The sequence below is a fragment of the Bacillus sp. B15-48 genome, from assembly GCF_016879755.1.
GTDB lineage: Bacteria > Bacillota > Bacilli > Bacillales > Cytobacillaceae > Mesobacillus_B.
In genome coordinates this window covers 61726-80625 of the sequence record NZ_WOFU01000006.1, presented here as the reverse complement: position 1 = coordinate 80625, position 18900 = coordinate 61726, and the positions used below count along the sequence as shown (strand labels likewise).

At 40.6% G+C, this 18900-nt stretch carries 19 protein-coding genes; 3 read left to right on the top strand and 16 right to left on the bottom strand.

All coding sequences use genetic code 11. The features are described 5' to 3' along the window. The first annotated feature begins 149 nt into the window (after positions 1-149). The gene (locus GNT69_RS18075; RefSeq protein WP_203556388.1) at positions 150-338 is read left to right on the top strand and encodes a hypothetical protein; all 189 of its coding nucleotides are present in this window, start codon (positions 150-152) and stop codon (positions 336-338) included. A 166-nt stretch (positions 339-504) separates the two neighbouring features. Here the strand turns inward: GNT69_RS18075 and GNT69_RS18070 are convergent, their stop codons facing one another. Both GNT69_RS18070 and GNT69_RS18065 read right to left on the bottom strand, forming a co-directional pair. Further along, a complete protein-coding gene (locus GNT69_RS18070) occupies positions 505-588 on the bottom strand; it encodes a YjcZ family sporulation protein (RefSeq protein ID WP_203556594.1) in 84 nt (27 codons plus the stop codon). 89 nt (positions 589-677) lie between these two features. Then, positions 678-761 (bottom strand): YjcZ family sporulation protein, encoded by an 84-nt coding sequence (locus GNT69_RS18065; RefSeq protein ID WP_203556593.1) that lies wholly within the window; start codon positions 759-761, stop codon positions 678-680. A gap of 186 nt (positions 762-947) precedes the next feature. Here GNT69_RS18065 and GNT69_RS18060 point away from each other — a divergent pair, with 186 nt between their 5' ends. Beyond that, positions 948-1796, top strand: a complete 849-nt coding sequence (locus GNT69_RS18060; RefSeq protein ID WP_203556387.1) for a peptidylprolyl isomerase — start codon at positions 948-950, stop codon at positions 1794-1796. 130 nt (positions 1797-1926) lie between these two features. Here GNT69_RS18060 and GNT69_RS18055 read toward each other — a convergent pair whose 3' ends face one another. From GNT69_RS18055 to GNT69_RS18030, 6 genes are all read right to left on the bottom strand, one after another. Continuing rightward, positions 1927-2109, bottom strand: coding sequence for a sporulation YhaL family protein (locus GNT69_RS18055; protein WP_203556386.1), 183 nt, complete (start codon positions 2107-2109; stop codon positions 1927-1929). 123 nt (positions 2110-2232) lie between these two features. Next, positions 2233-3177, bottom strand: coding sequence for a 3'-5' exoribonuclease YhaM (gene yhaM, locus GNT69_RS18050; RefSeq protein ID WP_203556385.1), 945 nt, complete (start codon positions 3175-3177; stop codon positions 2233-2235). Between the two features lie 57 nt (positions 3178-3234). Then, positions 3235-6234: an AAA family ATPase gene (locus tag GNT69_RS18045; RefSeq protein WP_203556384.1), complete on the bottom strand. Its 3000-nt coding sequence runs from the start codon at positions 6232-6234 to the stop codon at positions 3235-3237. A 22-nt stretch (positions 6235-6256) separates the two neighbouring features. Then, a complete protein-coding gene (locus GNT69_RS18040) occupies positions 6257-7507 on the bottom strand; it encodes a metallophosphoesterase family protein (RefSeq protein WP_239094322.1) in 1251 nt (416 codons plus the stop codon). Between the two features lie 299 nt (positions 7508-7806). Continuing rightward, positions 7807-9060 (bottom strand): ABC transporter permease, encoded by a 1254-nt coding sequence (locus GNT69_RS18035; protein ID WP_203556383.1) that lies wholly within the window; start codon positions 9058-9060, stop codon positions 7807-7809. Then, positions 9053-9952, bottom strand: a complete 900-nt coding sequence (locus tag GNT69_RS18030) for an ABC transporter ATP-binding protein (protein WP_203556382.1) — start codon at positions 9950-9952, stop codon at positions 9053-9055. The genes GNT69_RS18035 and GNT69_RS18030 overlap by 8 nt, the downstream gene beginning before the upstream one ends. A 137-nt stretch (positions 9953-10089) precedes the next feature. On the opposite strand from GNT69_RS18030, the gene GNT69_RS18025 reads away from it, so the two are divergent. Continuing rightward, positions 10090-10275, top strand: coding sequence for a YhzD family protein (locus GNT69_RS18025; protein ID WP_203556381.1), 186 nt, complete (start codon positions 10090-10092; stop codon positions 10273-10275). Between the two features lie 52 nt (positions 10276-10327). Here GNT69_RS18025 and GNT69_RS18020 read toward each other — a convergent pair whose 3' ends face one another. The 8 genes from GNT69_RS18020 to fliR all read right to left on the bottom strand — a co-directional run bounded on the left by GNT69_RS18020 (position 10328) and on the right by fliR (position 18900). Then, positions 10328-11113 (bottom strand): enoyl-CoA hydratase, encoded by a 786-nt coding sequence (locus GNT69_RS18020; protein ID WP_203556380.1) that lies wholly within the window; start codon positions 11111-11113, stop codon positions 10328-10330. 84 nt (positions 11114-11197) lie between these two features. Next, the gene (locus GNT69_RS18015; protein WP_203556379.1) at positions 11198-12178 is read right to left on the bottom strand and encodes a C39 family peptidase; all 981 of its coding nucleotides are present in this window, start codon (positions 12176-12178) and stop codon (positions 11198-11200) included. 19 nt (positions 12179-12197) lie between these two features. Beyond that, positions 12198-12911: a sigma-70 family RNA polymerase sigma factor gene (locus GNT69_RS18010; protein ID WP_203556378.1), complete on the bottom strand. Its 714-nt coding sequence runs from the start codon at positions 12909-12911 to the stop codon at positions 12198-12200. A 40-nt stretch (positions 12912-12951) separates the two neighbouring features. After that, positions 12952-13839 (bottom strand): MinD/ParA family protein, encoded by an 888-nt coding sequence (locus tag GNT69_RS18005; protein ID WP_203556377.1) that lies wholly within the window; start codon positions 13837-13839, stop codon positions 12952-12954. After that, positions 13836-14987: a flagellar biosynthesis GTPase FlhF gene (gene flhF / locus GNT69_RS18000; protein WP_203556376.1), complete on the bottom strand. Its 1152-nt coding sequence runs from the start codon at positions 14985-14987 to the stop codon at positions 13836-13838. The genes GNT69_RS18005 and flhF overlap by 4 nt, the downstream gene beginning before the upstream one ends. Continuing rightward, complete coding sequence (gene flhA / locus GNT69_RS17995; RefSeq protein WP_203556375.1) at positions 14984-17014, bottom strand: flagellar biosynthesis protein FlhA; 2031 nt, start codon at positions 17012-17014, stop codon at positions 14984-14986. Before flhA ends, flhF begins: the two co-directional genes overlap by 4 nt. Next, entirely contained in the window at positions 17004-18113 is a 1110-nt protein-coding gene (gene flhB, locus GNT69_RS17990; protein ID WP_203556374.1) for a flagellar biosynthesis protein FlhB, read from the bottom strand. Before flhB ends, flhA begins: the two co-directional genes overlap by 11 nt. Positions 18114-18126: 13 nt before the next feature. Continuing rightward, positions 18127-18900: a flagellar biosynthetic protein FliR gene (gene fliR / locus GNT69_RS17985; RefSeq protein ID WP_203556373.1), complete on the bottom strand. Its 774-nt coding sequence runs from the start codon at positions 18898-18900 to the stop codon at positions 18127-18129.

Below are 18900 nucleotides of genomic sequence, written 5' to 3'. Positions count from 1 at the left end.
CTTTTTCCAATCCTTATTGTTCATATATTACCATTTATTGCCCGAATGGGTTAGAAAATCTTATTCTGTTATGTGGAAAAGGCTATCTTTTTTTATAAAGATTTGATAATGTATTTATCATACTATACGTAAAAAGGAGGGAATCTTAGATGATCTCCATTTTTATTTTGTCCATCTTCTATGCAAGTTTCATTTTATACTTTATCAACAAGTTTACAGACTCCCTCTGTACGCAAAAGGATATTCCAGAAGAACGTCAACCTGGAGTATTTCAAACCATTAATATATTGATTACGATTTTATTAGTCTCGTCCTATGTAAAAATCGTATTCACTTAAAAACAATGGAGTCTTAACAGTTGCGTTTATACAAGTATAACAACGATTCGCAGGACGTAAAACAGCTGAACTAAAATAGCTACCATAACACCATGCTGTAATTTAAAAACGGTGAGGAGACCACCTCACCGTTTTTAAATGCAATTTATTATAGTTGTTGGTTGGTTTAGAACCAAGCAGCACCTACAATAACGAGCAAAATAAACAATACGACGAGTAAAGCAAAGCCTGCACCGTATCCTCCGCCCATAAAGACACCTCCCTCCAATCGTTATAAAATATCCTATTCGGCTCATCCTACTTTCGCATGGGCATTTATCTAGCTAAATCCAGAATTTCTTAACAAACGAAAGCAGAGCCTACAATAATTAACAGAATGAACAGAACTACAATTAACGCAAAGCCTCCAGCGAAGTGACCCATTAACAATACCTCCTTTATCTCTTTACATGATTATCCTATGTGGACTTTTTTCCTTCTGGTTGGATGTTTGCCCAATTGGACAATGGGAATATTTAATAATTATTTTTTTGTCACGGCGTTAGTTTGTGTTATAGTATTTCTTGTGGAATTTGAATCGCCATAGAATTTTCGTAGGAGTTGTTTAGAGTGAAAAAGTGGATTTTGCCTATAACCATCGCAGCTGGAATTTTAACCTTAACCGCTTGTAATGGAAATGATGAATCAGAAGTGATTGTTGAGTCGGATGCTGGGAATATAACGAAAAACGAATTATATGAAGAAATGAAGGGGCAGGTTGGACAAGCCGCTCTCCAACAAATTTTATATCGAAAAGTCCTTTCTGAAAAATATGAAGTAACCGATGAAGAGATTAATAAAGCCATTAATGATATGAAAGAACAATATGGGGACAACTTTGAAATGGTTCTCCTCCAAAACCAGATTGAAGATGAAGACGCCTTAAGTGATCTTCTGCACGACCAACTTCTAATTGAAAAGGCCGCGTTAAGAGATATCGAAGTGACGGAAGAAGAGCTGCAGGAAAAATATGATGAATATCAGCCTGAGATAAGAGCGAGTCATATCCTTGTGGAAGATGAAGAAACGGCAAAAGAACTAAAAGGCAAACTTGAAGCTGGTGAAGACTTTGCGAAGCTTGCTGAAGAGCATTCAATTGATACCGTATCTGCAGAGCGCGGTGGTGACTTAAACTTCTTTGGAACGGGCGTGATGGTTCCTGAGTTTGAGGAAGCAGCTTATGCTCTTGATGTTGATGAAATTAGTGAACCTGTTCAAACTATGCATGGTTGGCACATCATTAAAGTAACCGAGAAAAATGAAAAACCATCATTTGAAGAGATGAGAGACGAACTTGAATATGAATTGAAACTAACAAAAGTCGATGCCGCATCATTACAACAAACGCTCCAACAAGAATTAAAGGATGCAAACGTAAAGATTAACGACAAAGATTTACAAGGAATTTTGGGTGAATAAGTTAGGTTAATTGGTCAGTATACGATGGTCGATTATCGAGGAAGAATTAGGTGACTGGTTTCCTTATTCACTGGAGGCGCGGGCACGTAGTACAACGTCACAAAAAAAGGGTTCCATTGCGGAACCCTTTTTACGTGCCTAATGAACCTTGTCGCTTCTCTCTCTCTTTCGCTAGTCTTTCCATATATACTTCCCCTTCACGCTCGATGATTTCCAATTCAACTTCTCGTTCTTCTTTTCCTGCTTTAATCGCCATAACCGCGCTCACAATAATTCCAGCTGCCACTGCTAATACCCAAATTGGTACAGTCATTTCTCCATCTCCTTCAAATAAAGGTTGTCCTATTTTGTTATTACTCTATGAAACGTAGACAGGACATATGCAAAAAAAAAGGAAAAAGAGCCTAAACGGCCCTTTTCTACTAAATTCACCCTATTATTTATGAAAACTCGGCTTATAGAACGAACGGTTATCAAGGGCAAATACTCTTTCTGTGTACTCCCCAGGCTTGACCCTAGTTAGCGCTCGATCAAGCATATTCATTTTCGCATCAAGATTATCAATATAGTGGAGAATCTCCGCCTCTTTAATTAACGGCGGTTTCGGGCTGCCCCACTCTGCCTTTCCGTGGTGACTAAGGACAATATGCTGTAAAACGGTCACCTCTTCACCAACAATACCGAGTTCTTCGGCAGCTTTGCCGATTTCATTGACCATAATTGAAATATGACCAAGAAGGTTTCCCTCGACCGTGTAAGAAGCTGCGACAGAACCTGATAATTCATAAACCTTTCCAAGATCGTGAAGAATCACCCCGGCATATAATAAATCCTTATCCAAACTTGGGTATAAATCAGAAATGGACTTTGCTAAATCAAGCATGGAAACGACATGATAAGCAAGCCCTGAAACAAATTCATGATGGTTTTTCGTTGCCGCTGGATAATCATAAAAGGCATCTTGATGCTTTTTTAATAAATGCCGAGTAATCCGTTGAATGTTTGGATTTCTCATTTCAAAAATAAACTGAGTAATTTTCGCGGACATTTCATCCTTTTCCAATGGAGCTGTCTCGAGAAAATCACTAACTTTCACAGCATCGCTGGCATTTGCCGGGCGTATTTGCCTAAGTTTAAGCTGTAAACGCCCACGGTAATTTTGAATATCCCCTAACACTTTCACAATGCTCTCTGGACTGTACTTTGTCTCATCCCCATCAGAAACATCCCATAGCTTTGCCTCAATCTCCCCGCTTTGATCTTGGAAGATCAAAGTTAAAAACGGCTTCCCATTGCTAGCAATTCCTTTGTTTGTTGTCTTTATTAGAAGAAACTTTTCAACTTGTTCCCCCACTTCAAAATCAAGAATTCCTTTACTCATACGTAAACTCCCTTCCATCTCTTAAACATTTTCGATCGACTTCCATTACAATTTAGTTTAAATCACTAATTTCTCCGATTTCTCCGCTAATTTTACGATTTCTCCTTGATGAAATTGTGTAAGAAGATGCTTATGACAAGTAAAATATAAGATTTGGTTTTCGGAGAAACTCCTTAATAACGCAATCATTCGTTTCGTTCTTTTTTCATCAAAATTAACGAAGCTATCATCAATAATGATTGGAAAAGGATACCTAGAAAACAAGGTTGCTGTCAAGGCTAGTCTTAAAGAGACATACACTTGTTCTGCCGTCGCTTGACTTAATTCATTTGCTTCAAATAAAAGATAGTCTTTTCTTTCGACGAGAAAACCGCTTCCTGTTTGTTGCGGAATAATTCTTTTATACTCATTAGCTGTTAGCAACTGTAAATAGTCTGCTGCTTTTTCAAGAAGCTTTGGTAGCTTTTCTGTTTTGTACGTTTCAACCGTCTGCGCGAGAACTGCCTTGGAAACGGCAAATTCCGCCCATTCTTTCGCCTCTTCCGCAAACTCATCTTTTAGTTGCTCGTATTTATGCAATAACTCACCATAAAGACCGCCTTCTTCAAGTAACCCCATACGATGTTTAATCTCCGCCAATTGATCATGAAGCTGGCTTTGTTCTTGTTTGCAAGCCTCAAGCACCCCCAACGCCTGCTCAAGCTCTTCACTTGGCTTTATTCCTTGATAAATCGCTTCACGTTCAGCTGCTGTGATATTTGCCGCATCTAGTTGGAATGATAAATTTGTTATCCTTGTTTCCCAGTCACTAATCTGTTCCGCACGCTTCGCCTGCAGACGGAACCCCTCCTCATCACTAACTGCTGCAAGAGTAAAAAGATTTGTCTCCTCTGCGATGATTTGTGCGAATTCTTGCTTTAGTTGAGAATGCTCTTCACGTAATTCGCTCAGCTTGTTTACCGCTTCACGATATTTTGCTTGACGATCAATTTCTTCACGAAGCTTTTTTCTTAGGAGCACAACAATCTCCTCGATTGGAAGGGTGCGATGGTCAAGAAAACGTTCAGCTATATTCGCAAATTTAGTGGCTTGCTCTCCTTTCCTTACCTCAAGCATCGCCAATTGCTCTTCGATTCTAGCCTTCTCTCGGAATAATTGCTTTAATTTCTCAACGAGCAAAACAGCATCATAAATGTTTCTGTTTCCTGATTCTTCTGGAAGCAAGAGACTCTCCGCCATCTCTGCTTGTTTTTGATTTAATTGATTGCGCTCTGTTTCCCATTTTTCAAACGCTTGAATCACTCGCTCATACCGATTCGTTTGCTGCTCTAACCTCGCGGAAACATCCATGAATCTGCGACGATTTTCTGTGTCTGCCTGCAATGTTTCCCTAGTGAAAACAGAATCAAAACCCGTTGTCTCTTTTAATTGTGCTTTTAATTCTTGCTCCCGTTTCTGGAGGGAGGCAAATGTGTTTTCGTCAAAATCAACATTCAGCTCGGTGCTTCGTTGCCCAGAGCGGAAATACATAAATAAACTAAAGATAAGTCCCACTGTGCCGATGCCGGTTAATATCCATTGACTATTCACTATTCCAGTCCCGATTAAAATTAAGCAAACCAAACCAAGCATCAACATTTGTCCGCTTTGGCGTTTTTGACTCGTTTGCCATAGTTGTTTGGCTATTTTCAAAGAAGCCAATTGGTCTTTAATTCTTTCATACTCGTCTTTAAGATGTTTCTGTTTTTCATAAGCAGATAGCTGATGTTCTATTTTCGTTCTTGTTTCATCATCAAGCAGCTTTTCTTGGAAAAATTCCGCTGATTTTTCAAGCTCAACCATCGCCATTTTTTCATCTTGAAAACTTTCATCTAATGTTCGTTTTCGCGCTTGAAGCTGCTGTTGCTTTAATTGAAGTTCGTCTGCCTGATCTTTAACGACAAGACTTGTGCTTACATTGGCGATCATATCTTCTGTATATTGTACATGAAGTTGATCATTAATATTAGAGATCTCATCGTTTAATTCCTGTACCCTTATTTGCAGTTTGTCTTTTTCTTGACTTAGTTGCTGGTAAACGGGAAAGGCCTCTAACTGAGTCGAAACGGCTGCTTCATTCTGAAGTAAATCAACATCAGGTTTTACTCTTGTTGCCTCTGCTTCGAGAGCTTTCTCTTGTTCTTCAAGCCAAGATAGTCGGGCTTGGAGACGATGTTTCTGTTCACCCAATCGCTCTAGTCTTACTAACCCATCCGTCGGAAAGGATAAATCACCGCTCGCTGCCAGTTTCGATTGTAGCTCGTTTTCTTCGATAATGTTCGCTCTAACCCGGTCTAATTCCTTAAAACGAGATATACGATGCTCAATATCCTTTAATTGTCTATTAAGTTCCGCTAATCGTTCCGTCTTTTCTGCTTTGAATGTAAGCAACTCACCGTATTCATCGTTTTCAGTTTCTGCTTTTTTTAATGCCTCATGTACTTGACGCAATTCCTTTAACTTTTCATTGAGACGCGGCTTTTTTCCACCTGGTTTAAATCGTTGTTCCATTTCCTTATGCAATTGGTTTTCAGCAAAGAGAAGCTTATCTGTTCCAAGTGCACCTGCTGAAAATAAGTACCTCCCAAGCTCATCGCCTTTCAGCTGGTGGATATTCTGCAATCCGTGCAGATTAAACGAAAAGATACCTTGAAACGTGTTTTTATCCATCCCACCGAGCAATTCGGTTAATAGCTCCTCTCCACCAATCTCACCACTCTCAAGCGTGACGGTAACATCTCCTGCTGCTTTTCCCTTCACCCTCTCAATGACGACCAATCCTTTATCTTTAAAGCTCGCCTTAATTAAGCCGCCATATTTTGAGTTCAGTTTTGGCTCATATCTTAATTCTGCCTGCTGCTTTGTCGGAAACCCAAATAAAATGCTATGTATAAAGGACATGATTGTTGATTTACCAGCTTCATTTTCGCCATAAAAGACTTGGAGATTTTCTAATTTCGTTATCTTTACATTTTCAAGTTTGCCGTACCCATATATATGTAATTCAATTAAGCGCACTGTATTCCCCCTCCTTTCCTAATTATTGTTGATGGAGCAGCTGAAGCAGCTTTCTTTCCGCTTCGTTCAGCAATTGACTCTTTTCCTCGTCTGTTAATTCTGTTAAATACTTTCTGGCGATGTGATGACGATATAGAGGAGCTAACGCATCTTCCCAACTGTCGAATTGATCTGCGGCTGAAAACAATTCCTGATAAAAGTCAGCTTGGGCTATGAACTGAGAACGATCTAGGTGATGAGCTAAAGTGAAATGGAGCTCACGAATCCAGACAAAGTCCTTCTCGGCCTTTTCTTGTTCCTGAAGCGCTTCAAGCCATTCTCTTTTTACATTCGCATCAAGCTCACTTTCAAGGTTGTCCATTTTTAAAGTTAAAATAACCCCTTTTTTGTCAATCCGGCTTTCCTCAATGACCTGCCTGCAAAGATCAAATAGTTGGGTGAACTCCTTCACACCTGCAGCATCGATTGTCTTCTCTTGCCATAAAATATCATATGTTTCATGAAAGGTGCACTCCGTCCCGCTTTCGGTCATTTCTACGAGATAACAGCCCTTTTCAGCCAGCTCCTTGCGATTTCGTCCTTGGGTATTGCCAGGATAAATAATCGGCGGCTCAACAGAAAGAACTTCCCTTTTGTGAATATGCCCGAGAGCCCAATAATCAAATTGCTTTTCCAATAAGTCAGCCAAACGAAATGGCGCATATTTGCCGTGATCGCTTGCCCCTTCAAAGTGACCATGTAAAAGGCCGATATGAAAATCAGCGCCTGAACGCTTTACATATTGGTCAATCCATCGATCCGTAACATGGCGTTTCGGGTAACTAAAACCATATAAATGAACGGACGTCCCATCTTGTTTTGTAAATGTCATTACTTCGACCGAATCATTGAACACGTGGACATTTTCCGGCCAGTTTAGTTTTATATAATTCCCTCCTAGATGGTCATGATTTCCGTGAATCATATAAACGTCGATTCCGTTTTTGGCGAGCCGCTCCATTTCGTTCCGAAACCTCGCCTGGACGCGGATACTGCGATTTTCTCCATCAAAAACATCGCCAGCAATTAAGACAAAATCGACCTTTTTTTTAATAGCGAGATCGGTGATGTTCGTCAGTGCTTGAAACGTGCTTTCTTGTAGACGAAGAAAAACTTCATCCGCTAAGTGCTTAAGCCCCTTCATCGGGCTATCCAAATGTAAATCAGCACAATGCAAAAAAGTTACTTTTTTCATACACGATTTGTTTCCTTTCGCTTTCTTTCTTGTCTCCATTTTACCACCCTACACATACGAATGCACGTTCCTATTTTATAATTTTGTAGGCTTGCCTTTTGCAGGGGGGATACTGTTGTTTCCCAGTTTATGGCTTTTGTAGAGTGAACTGGGGTTTTCGTAGAGTAAAACTAGGAAAGTGTAGAGTATATCGATATTTTCGTAGAATAAAACAAGCAAAGTGTAGAGTAAATCGCAAATTCCGTAGAGAACCCCCACCTAACAAGCAAAAAACACCCCATCCAGTAGCAAATAACCCCTTAATAAAAGCCAGGCCAAGGGCCTGACTTCCAAATTCCTTATTCTTTCTTCGTTAATTGCAAGGCAGTTTTAATATCTTTAAACGAATTTGACTTTCCATACATCAAAACACCACCTCGGTACACACGAGCACCGAAGATCGCTAACAGCACGATCGTTACGACGAGAATTCCAATTGATAAAGCCACTTCCCACGTAGGAATATTCAACATCCCTACCCTTAAAAACATAATCATCGGTGAAAAGAACGGAATATACGAGGTAATCGTCACGAAAGTTGCTTCAGGCTTCCCTAAACCGAACATCGCAATCATAAAGCCACCAACTACTAAGAACGTCATCGGTGTAATCATTTGATTAACGTCCTCAATTCGGCTGACTAATGAACCTAGGAAAGCGGCCAAGGTCGCATAGAGAAAATAGCCGAGAAGCGTAAAAACAATCGCATAAGTGATCGTTTCAACTGAAATATTTCCGAATCCAAAAAACTCGAAAAATCCACCTTCCATTGTTTCAAGATTCTGTTTCACAGCCACATAACCAACGAGTAAAAATACGACTAACTGCGTCAATGACAATAATCCAATCCCGAGAATTTTCGCAAACATTTGTTTGATTGGGGAAACACTTGAAATTAATATTTCCATTACTCGCGAAGACTTTTCTGTCGCTACCTCTGTGGCAATCATACTAGCATACATAATGACTGAGAAGTAAATAATGAATAATAGCACATATACGAGTCCCCGCGCCTGATTCAACTCTTCCTCTGTTTTTGCATCTTCGGCAAGGGCAACTCGCTCAAAGGAAACGGGCTCGTAAATTTGCGCGAGCTCCTCTTGAGTCAAATTTAAGTAGGTCGAGGCCATCATTGTTTTTAGCTGTTGCAAACTTGCTTGCAAATCGAATACGACTGAAGAATCGGTCATACTCATCGCTTTATACGTTGCCGCCGGCAGTTGATCAGCCGTCAGCGTTAAGTGTAGCAATCCAATATATTCTCCTGTTTCAATTTGTGCTTCCGCTTCCTCTACACTGCCAGTGAACTCACTCAGCTCAAGGCTTTCATTCATCATCGCGACTTGCTGTTGCAATGGTTCTAACAGTTGCCCCGATTCATCGATCACAGCAATCTGTTCGACTTCCCCATCTTTTTCAAAAAAGTCAATAATTCTTGGAATATTCGTCAGCGTGAATAAAATCAAAGCGGTAATGATCGTTGTAAAAATGAACGATTTTGTTTTTAATTTCGTTAAATATGTATGAAAGAAAATCGTGAAAAAGTTATTCATAAGAAGCACCTGCCTTTTCGATAAATATATCGTTTAAGGAAGGTTCTTCTAGCACAAATTTACGGATAAATCCTTTGCCAACAATCTCTTTCAAGATTGACTCTGCAATATGTTCACCAGTAATTTGCAAATGAACGCCTTCTGGTGTAAACTTCGCCTTCGTTACGCCATGATAGTCTTCAAGAAAACGAAGGTCAAAGTCACCATGGATAACTAAATTCTTTTTCCCAAATGAGCGTTTAATCTCTTTCAACGTTCCGTGAACAATTGGTTTTCCATTTTGCATAATGCATAGATTTTCACACATTTCCTCAACATGTTCCATTCGATGGCTGGCAAAAACAATCGTTGTTCCTGCTTCTTTTAAATCGACGACCGCCTGCTTCAACAATTCAACATTCACTGGATCAAGACCGCTAAATGGCTCATCAAGTATCAATAGCTTTGGCTGATGGATGACTGCGGCTAGAAATTGAATTTTTTGTTGATTCCCCTTCGAAAGCTCTTCTACCTTTTTATCAACATATTCTGGCACTTTGAATCTTTCAAGCCAGTAATCTAGCTGTTTTAACGTATCTTGCTTTTGCATGCCTCTTAAACGCGCTAAATAGACAATTTGATCCTTTACTTTCAACTTCGGATAAAGTCCTCTTTCTTCAGGAAGATAGCCTATGATTGAACTTGTGGAATAATCAATTCGCTTCCCATTGAGCGTTATATTGCCTGCTGTTGGTTCTAGCAAACCGATAATCATTCGGAATGTCGTCGTTTTTCCCGCCCCATTTGCACCTAAAAACCCAAAAATCTCTTGTTCAGGGATTTTTAACGACAGGTGATCGACGGCGGTAAATTTTCCAAACCTCTTTGTCACATTCTCTAAAATTAATCCCATATATTCTTTCCTCCTCTACAAAATACTTATACGAGTTAAACGGAAAAAAGTTCCAAAACACTTTTAGCTTTAAATTATTCTAAATATTATGTAAAATAGATGAAAACAACAATCTGACGAACAAAGGGGTTTGACCAATGGGAATTTATAAATTAACAGCCTTTAAGCCTAATGGAGAGAAAGTATTAGATGAAAATATTCAAGCAGGCAGTGATGAAGAAGCGATAGAAGTAGGCAGCCAACTACTTGAGGAAAAACAGCTGCAAGAAAGCACATATCGGTGCACCTCGCCACAGGGGAAACTAGTATTATATCAATCTTAAATGAAAGAAAGAAGCAAAGAGGCCACTCTCTTTGCTTCTCTATCTATGACTCTTACTTTCCGATAAACTTTGGCGGGCGTTTTTCAATGAATGCTTGAATTCCCTCTTTATGATCATCTGTCTGCCGCATTTTCGTTTGAGCAATTTTTTCAAGCTCAAGGAACTTTAATAAAGATACACGGTTTTCTTCTGCATAGATCTTCTTTGTTTTTATCATGGCCTGAAGTGGTTTGTCTTTCCAGTCATTCACTTTTTTCTTAACCGACTCACTCAACTCTCCGGTAGCGATTTCATCAATGAGCCCAAGTTCGAGCGCCTCATTTGCTGACAACGTCTTGCCTTCCCAAATCAAATGCTTGGCCTTCGTTTCACCAACCCTTTGCCTCATAAAAAAGTGGCCACCCCCATCAGGAATAAGGCCAATATTTATAAAATTCATCGCTAGCTTGCTATCTTGTTCCGCGATAATATAATCGGTGGCAAGTGCGAGACTAAAGCCGAGGCCAACCGCTGCACCCTTCACGGCGCTGATGGTCATTTTCGGCATGCTATAAAGCGTTGTTGCCAACTCGTTCACACAATCCATCACTACTGGGAAATCGTTTTCATTTGTTTCCAAGAGCATCGTTTTAATATCGCCACCAGCCGAAAAAGCTCGTCCAGCACCAGTAAGTATAACAATCTCTACTTCATCGTCATTGCATAACTCTTTTAAATTCCAAGCAAGACCCCTTATTGTTTCCACATCCAACGCATTTAAAGACTTAGGGCGATTCAATTCGACTGTTGCAACTTTCCCCTCGATGCTCACCTTCACTGAATCTGTTCTACACTCCATGTACAAACCTATCCCCTCCCCTATTAATTCACCTCCATTATATAGGGAAACGACAATTTTAAACACTTTTTTTCAGAATTTTGCTTAAAAATAGCTGAGGGCTTGTTGACCGTATTGCTCCCAACCTTTAATAAAATTTTCTTTTGGGACCTTTTTATTTACTTCTGTATCAAGTGGGTCATTAAAATAGATGTAATGACTGTCGTAACCAGTTACAAGTACTGAATGTTGCCTTCTCGTCACCTGAATCGGTCCTTGTTCAGTCTGCCATGTCTGCCATTCCGCTTGGGGGACTACATCAAATGTACTTGTAATAATCACCCAAACAGGTCGTCCAGCCGCGACATAATTTAATACCGAATCAAATGAAGTCCCTGTTAAATTAACCATTCGCCCCGGCATATAATTGTTCCCCAGTTCTTCAATCGGCGTCACAAAGACCCCTAGACCAGGATTTTCAAACGAATACATGTCGCCGACAAAACCATAATACGGATTTCCAAAGTGAATCTCCCCATCAATGACCTGCATTTTGGCTGGATCTCGTTTCACTTCTCTCGCCAGCGTCATTTTATCCGCTTCAACACCGGCATATTGTAAGAGCATGGCTAAACTTGTAACTTCACAACCTCGTGGTAGCTCAGGCAATTGTTGCACAAGCGGAGCTGTAAGCAAGGCTTCTTTTGTCCGTTCTCGCTTTGCTACTGTAACCTCCTTTGTTACAACTGTTTTACCCGTTTCGTTTTTTACGTAAAATTGTAATTTCGTATTTGCTGGCTGCAACGGCATCCGAAACGTAAACGAGCCACCATCATTGGTAACAACCGTCGCTAACTTTTTTCCGTTTTTTATAACAGATACTTCTGCATTTTTCTCCGTTATTCCCGTAACAACGAATGTCTGATCGGTAATCTTATTTAGAAGCAGCTCATTAGTGGAAGCTGATGCGCCAATCCGATTGATGATCGTTCTTAACATGCTTTGTTCAAACTTTTCAGGACTGGACCAAGCAATTAAAAAAACGAGGATGATTGTGAAGCCGATAATCATTTTCTTTGTTTTCACCTGCTTCACCCTCCTTTCATTAAATACGGATTCCTTTTTTTTCAGCCGCGACTCGCAGCCTTTTCATTGCCTGCGCATGAAGCTGAGAAATTCGCGATTTATGAACCTCGAAAATTTTACTCACATCAGTGAAACTTAAATTTTCATAATAAATAAGGGAAAGAATTTGTTTCTCTCTTTCTGGTAAGCCATCAATAAGTTCTGCTAATAGTTTCTTCTGCTCTTTTTCTTCAAGGATTTCATCCTGTCCGCGAACAGATAAATCCTCAATTTGATGGAAATAAGGGTTACCTTCATCCTCTTCGCCCGCAGGTCGGTCTAATGAAACTTGTTTAATAAAGGACAACTGCAGCAAAAGTTGTTCATATTCTTTTCGCTCCATTTGTAAATAGCTGCTCATTTCTTCTGTTGTTGGTTTCCGCAACAGCGTTTGTTCCAATGATTCCATTGCTTTTCGCACCATTTTTTCCTTGCTGCGCAATGTTCTTGATGCATGATCGGTTTGCCGCAAGCCATCTATGATTGCATAACGAATGCGCATCGCAGCATACACTTCAAACTTCACTCCTTCAGTTGAATCAAAGTTTTGAGCGGCTTCCCATAAACCTGACAAGCCGGAGGAAAACAGCTCCTTTTCATCGGCTTGATCGGCTAATTTCCTTTTCATTTGTGCAACAACCTTCTGAACCAATGGAATATATTGATCGAACATCTCGTCTTTGCAACCGTTCAAAAGAAGATCCCCCTTTCCTTTGTTCCAGAGTGTGGTTTCATTATTCAAGGATTCTAGTTAACTTGCGAATAAAGCCTTTCATTCCTCCAGGAGAGATCTCCTCTGTTTTCCCGGAGACAAATCGTTCTGCTAATTTTTTCATCATGACCGCAGCAGCAGAGCGGGGATAAGCGATGCTAAAGGGAACTTGTTTTAATACAGCCTGTACAACATGAGAATCATCAGGAATCGCTCCGAAAATTTTAATCTCTTTATCTAAAAAAGACTGAACAACCATTTTAAATTTACTCGCTACTTGGACTCCCTCTTTTGCGTGTTTCACCCGATTAACGACTAGTTGAAACGAAATTGCTGGATTTTCACTATGCAAAATTTTCACAACAGAATAGGCATCTGAGATTGAAGTTGGTTCTGGTGTTGTAAGCAAGATCACTTCATCGGCCGAAAGATGACATTGCTGCGACTCTTTCGTTAATCCTGCACCCGTATCAATTAAAATGATATCCGCATAGCCATGAAGCTTTTCCAATTCGTGAAAGAAGTATTGTCTTTCATCTTCATGGAGTTGAAAAAGATGATTAAAGCCCGTCCCGCCAGACAAATACTCCAATTGACCTGCCCCTTTCTCCAAAACGTCCCAAATGCTTTTTCGTTTCTCAATCATATCCAATAAGTGATATTTAGAGTTCATGCCCATTAAAATGTCTATATTGGCCATGCCAATATCTAAATCGATCAAAACAACCTTCTTCCCAAGGGCAGACAAGGATAGGGCAAAATTAATCGCAAAATTGGATTTTCCAACCCCACCTTTCCCACTAGCAATCGTGACAACCCTCGTCGTTTTCGACTTGCTAGTTATCTTAGGCCCTTTGTTAGGAATGGCTTTCGTTAATTGCCTTAACAGATGCGCTTGATCCAATTTCATCTTTCCACCCCTACTAATTTTTTTGCCATTTCAGCAGGGTTTGCATGGATGATGTCTTGTGGAACTCCTTGGCCAGTACATAAATACGTTAATGGATAAGGATAGTGGTAAACCATATTAAGAGCCGGGCCATAACAGGTCGTTTCATCCCATTTCGTTAAAATCAGTTTGTCAATTGGAACAGCCTTCATTTTTTCGGTGATTTTTTTCATATCACGCCACCGAGTCGTCATACTTAATACTAAATAATTTTCCTGCTCGGCATCATATCCTAAAAAATCACTGATTTCTTGAACATATCCTTCTTCCAAATAGTTTCGGCCGGCACTATCCATGAAAAAAACTTTACATCCTTTCAAATTCTCTGTTGCCGCCGGCAAATCTTCCGGACTAGCGACAACTTCTAAAGGGACATTTAAAATATTCCCGTATGTTTTCAGTTGTTCAACCGCGGCAATCCGATACGTGTCGGTCGTTAATAAACCGACGCGCTGTTTGCCGTGAAGGACACGAGCAGCAGCAAGCTTGGCAATCGTCGTGGTTTTCCCGACCCCTGTAGGCCCAACTAATGTAATAAACGAAGCATTCGGTTCGGTTTCTTTGGCAATCCCTTCATCAAAAAGCTGCTCAATGATGTGGAGCAATGTTTCTTGAACTTCCTCGTTAGACATCTCTTCTACCGGTTGGTTTCCCATTGCGAATTTTTTTACAATAAATTGAATCACTTCTTCATCGACTTCTTGGTCCCGTAAATGGGCCACCCATCCTTCTAACGGTTTTGGAATGGTTTGAGACTGCACCGAAGCTTTCGTCATCGATTGAATGAGCCCTTTCATCTCTGCCAATTCTTTTAACAATACGTCTTGAGATGCGTTTGTGCTCGAAAGGTGTTCAGCTTGATTCCCCTCGTTTATTAGCGGATTGGCAGCGACAGATGCTGACATATCGACTGCCGTGGGAGAGACTTGAGCTTGCTCTGACAATTCGGCTGCCGCAACAACTTCTAATTTCCGCCGCCGAAACACTCCGAAAAAACCAGGAGCTTTCGTTGGTTTTGATTTTAAAATAATCGCTTCTTTTCCAAGGTCACGAAAAATTAACGGATACGCTTCTGCTAGATTGTCAACAACATATGTTTTTATTTTCATAGATTCACAACTCCAACATTTTGTACGTCTACATTTGTTTCAAGTTCATTGTAAGAAAGAATCGGAATATCCGTTAGTGCTTGTTCGGTCATTTGTCGGACATACATTCGAATTCCTGCTGAGGCGAGAATAATCGGTCGAACGCCTAATTGCGCTGTTTGCTCGACCTTCTCGGTGAAAGAATGAAGAATTTTCTGGCTTGATTCAGGATCGATGGCCAACAAATCTCCCTGTTCTGTTCGCTGAATGGAATCGGCGATCTGCTTCTCGATGTCTGCTCCGACAAGAACGGCATGGATAACGCCATCCTGTGCGTATTGAGAAGTCAATTGTCTTGAGAGCGCCTGCCGGACATACTCAGTTAAAATCTCAGGATTTTTCGTGTACGTTGCATAATCAGCAAGTGCTTCAAATATCGAAGAAAGACTGCGAATCGATACATGCTCTTTCAAAAGCTTCTGTAAAACTTTTTGGATATCACCAACAGACAAGGTTTGCGGCACAAGCTCTTCCACTAAAGAAGGATAGCCTTCTTTTACATGATCAATTAATTGCTTCGTTTCTTCTCTTCCTAAAATTTCATGCGCGTATTTTCGAATCGTTTCCGAAAGGTGCGTGCTGATGACAGAGGAAGGGTCCACAACAGTGTAACCAAATAATTCTGCTTGATCCTTCATCTCGCCATTGATCCATAGGGCGGGAAGTCCAAAGGTCGGTTCAGTCGTTTCAATTCCTTCGATTCCATGCTCCTCATTGCCAGGGTTTAACATCAGGAAATGGTCAAGGAGAATTTCACCGGTGGCGACTTCGTTTCCTTTTATTTTGATTTGGTATTCATTCGGTCGTAACTGAATATTATCGCGAATGCGAATCACTGGAATGACCAGCCCGATATCCATCGCAATCTGGCGGCGAATTGCCACCACTCGATCGAGTAAATCTCCGCCTTGAGCTGTGTCCGCTAACGAAATTAAACCGATACCAAATTCAAATTCAATCGGATCTTCGCGCAGCAAATTGAAGACATTTTCTGGTTTGCGTACCTCTTCAAGGTCTTTTTCCGATTGGCGATTTTCCTCTGCTTCCTCTGTTTTCGTTCGACTTTGCTGGATGAGAAAACCACCTAAAGCTAACAATCCACCGATCGTAAATGTTAAAAAGAAATTGATTGGTGTTACGAGACCAAGCATTGCGATACAGCCGCCAACAATATACAAAAGCGTCGGATAAGCTAGCATTTGTCTAGAAAGGTCATCGCCTAAACTCCCATCAGAGCCTGCTCTTGTAACAACAATTCCCGTTGCCGTTGAAATTAACAGCGCCGGAATCTGACTGACAAGGCCATCACCGACTGAAAGAAGCGTGAAGGTATTTAATGATTCAGCAAAGGGCATACCATGGAGCGTCATCCCAATGATGAACCCGCCAATGACATTAATGATCAGGATGATGATTGCGGCAATCGCATCCCCTTTAACGAACTTGCTTGCCCCGTCCATCGCCCCATAGAAGTCGGCTTCACTTTCAATTTTTTGCCTACGGATGCGTGCATCGTTTTCACTAATAATGCCAGCATTTAAATCGGCATCAATGCTCATCTGCTTTCCTGGCATTGCATCAAGCGTAAAGCGAGCTGCAACTTCAGCCACCCGCTCCGACCCCTTTGTAATAACGATAAATTGAATAATCACAAGGATTAAGAAAACGATAAAACCAACGACCGCATTGCTGCCGATTACGAAGCTCCCAAACGTTTCAATTACATTTCCTGCTTCAGCATTCGCGAGAATCGTCCGGGTACTTGATACATTTAACGAGAGTCGAAAAAGCGTTGTTAATAGGAGGAGCGAAGGGAAAATCGAGAAATCAAGCGCCTCTTTCATATTCATGGCAATTAAAATAATTAAAATCGACAAAGATAAATTAATAATCAGGAGGATATCAAGCATAAACGTTGGCATTGGGATTACCATCATAATCACAATCATGATGACGGCCATCAAGACAACAAAATTTCTAAGCTTCATTCTTTCTCCCCCCTTGCTTGTTCAGCGTTCCTTTCACGCGATACACATAAGCTAAAATTTCGGCAACTACTTTAAATAAATCTTCAGGAATTTCTTGCCCTGCCTCAACACTTGCATATAAAGCCCTTGCTAATGTCTTATTTTCCATAATGACAACATCATGTTCCTTTGCAACTTCTCTCATTTTTAAAGCGAGAAAATCGGCACCCTTTGCGACGACAACAGGAACGCTCATTTCCCCTGGTTCATAGGCTATCGCTACAGCAAAGTGGGTTGGATTTGTAACGAGTACTTGCGCATTCGGGACTTCGGCCATCATCCGAGCCCGTGAAGCTTGCTGTTGTTTCTCCTTCATTCTTTGTTTAATGAGCGGATCCCCTTCTGTCTTCTTATACTCGTCCTTTATATCGTGCTTTGACATCCTCAGCTGTTTTCCATGATCAAACCTTTGATAGAGAAAGTCGCCAACGCCAATGACGAGATAAACGGCAGAAATAATGACCCCCAGCTTCACCATCAATGAGCCAAGATATGTAACAATATTGTATAAATCCATTTGTGAAAACTGCGCGAAAATCCCTCGCTGATTCCAAATCATCAAGCCGGTAATCACGCCAATGACAATAACTTTAAGAATTGATTTAATAAACTCAACGAGAGACCGCAGTGAAAAAATCTTTTTCGCTCCTTTAATCGGATCAAGCCTTTTTAAATCAAGTTTCAGCGCTTCAGTTGAAACGAGAAAACCTACTTGAGACAAAAGTGCGGCTATTGCAGCTATCCCAGCCGCAAGGATAAATGGCACGGTAATCCAGATTGCCTCTTTTAGCAGCTCAAAAAATAGAATTGGCGTCGATTCTTCTGTCAGCTCGACAAGCAGCAAATTCGAAAAGCCGTTGCGAAATAAATTCACTAAGCGTGTCACCGTCTGCTCTCCCATAATGAGAAGCATAGAAAAGGAAGCTAAAAGCACAATCGCATTCGTCAAATCGGTACTTTTCGCGACTTGTCCCTTTTTTCTCGCTTCCCGTTTCTTTAATGGGGTCGCTTTTTCCGTTTTTTCTCCGGCAAAAAGTTGTAAATCTAATGAAAGATACATGATGTTCCGTCCTTTACGAGCCTAGGATTCGCAATATTTGGCTAAACGAATGAACCATTGAAGAAATCAGCTTTCCTAATACATAAAAAAAGCCTGGTAAAAATGCAAAGAGCACAAAGAAATGCACAATCATTTTTATAGGTATCCCAACGACGAATAAATTCATTTGTGGCGCAGTTTTCGTTAGAATTCCTAAAGCAATATCGACTAAAAATAACGAGCCCGCAATCGGCACAGCTATTAAAAACGCCAGCCAAAACATTTCCTTCAAAAGATCCAAGCCAAGCACAACGAGATTTCCAGATGCATACTCTGGGATCCATGTATCGACAGGAATCCAATCATAGCTAGCCATGATCCCATGAATTAACAGATGATGCCCATCAACTGTTAGGAAAAACAGCATCGTTAACATATAAAAGAAACGGCCAGTAAGGGGCTCTTGCACTCCTGTCTGCGGATCAAATAAGGTCGCCATTCCTAGACCGCTCTGCAAGTCGACAAAGCTTCCGGCTAGCTGGACAGCATACAGCAAAATCCCGGCAAAAAAACCTAAACATAATCCAACGAATGCTTCTTTAAAAACGAGAAAAATATAATTTCCATCGATGACAACATTGTCGTTAAAATCAATAAGTCCAAAAACGAGCAGGGCAATAAAGAAAGAGAAACCCCATTTAAATGGCCCAGGTATTTGCCGGTTGGCCCAAATTGGCGCCGAAAGGAAAAAGCCTGTTAGACGAACAAATACGAGTAAAAAGATTGGTAAATTCTCAATGAATTGCAT